1 protein-coding gene is annotated in these 831 nt (G+C 39.1%); it reads left to right on the top strand.

Annotated elements, in window-relative coordinates; genetic code table 11:
- A partial coding sequence (locus ACFOWA_RS20620; protein WP_378988941.1) for an IS1595 family transposase occupies positions 1-831 on the top strand: 831 nt, incomplete at both ends.

Raw genomic sequence — 831 nt, 5'->3', positions numbered from 1 at the left:
TTAAAAGTTTATCAATATTTGAATTTCAGTCTAAATTTCCAGATGAGCTGAGTTGTATTAACTACTTATCGGATCTGAAATGGGAAAATGGTTATATCTGCAAAAAGTGTTCCCATGCGCACTATTGCAAAGGGAACAGGTTTTTTGATGGTCAATGCACACATTGCAGGTATATTGAATCAGCTACATCAGGCACATTATTTCATGATTGCAAGTTCTCCTTATTAAAAGCTTTCTACATCATCTACTATGTTTCAACCAACAGGAACGGTATTAGCAGTACCGAACTGAGCAGGAAACTTGAATTGCGACAAAAAACCTGCTGGTTATTTAAGCAAAAAGTAATGAAGGCGATGGAAAGTAGTGGAAAAATCCCAATGGAGGGCAAAGTGGATGTGGATGAAACCTACGTTGGTGGCCAGGATGATGGGATTAAGGGCCGTAAAGGCGGTCGCAAGAAAATCGTGGTTCTTGGCATAGAAAAACAGGGAAAGGGCGTCTCCAGGATGTACGCGAAAGTAATTGATTCAGCTAGCAAAGAGAACCTCAAAGGCTTTATGCAGCATCACATCAAAAACGAGGCCTTCGTACGTACCGATAAATGGGCGGGATACAAGGGGATGGAAAAAGAATTCCCGAATATAATCCGGGAAAAATCAGAAAAGAAAGGTAAGAATTTTGTTGAATTACATCGTTGTATTATGATGTTTAAGGCATGGTTAAGGGGCGCTCATCATTCGGTAAAGCATCTACAATCCTATATTAATGAGTATACCTATAGATTTAACAGACACAAGATGAAAGAGGGCATTTTCGAAAATCTAATCACTA

The organism is Pedobacter lithocola (genome assembly GCF_042650845.1).
Lineage (GTDB): Bacteria > Bacteroidota > Bacteroidia > Sphingobacteriales > Sphingobacteriaceae > Pedobacter > Pedobacter lithocola.
Note: the sequence above shows the minus strand (reverse complement) of the source record. Positions and strands in the feature narration are given on the sequence as shown.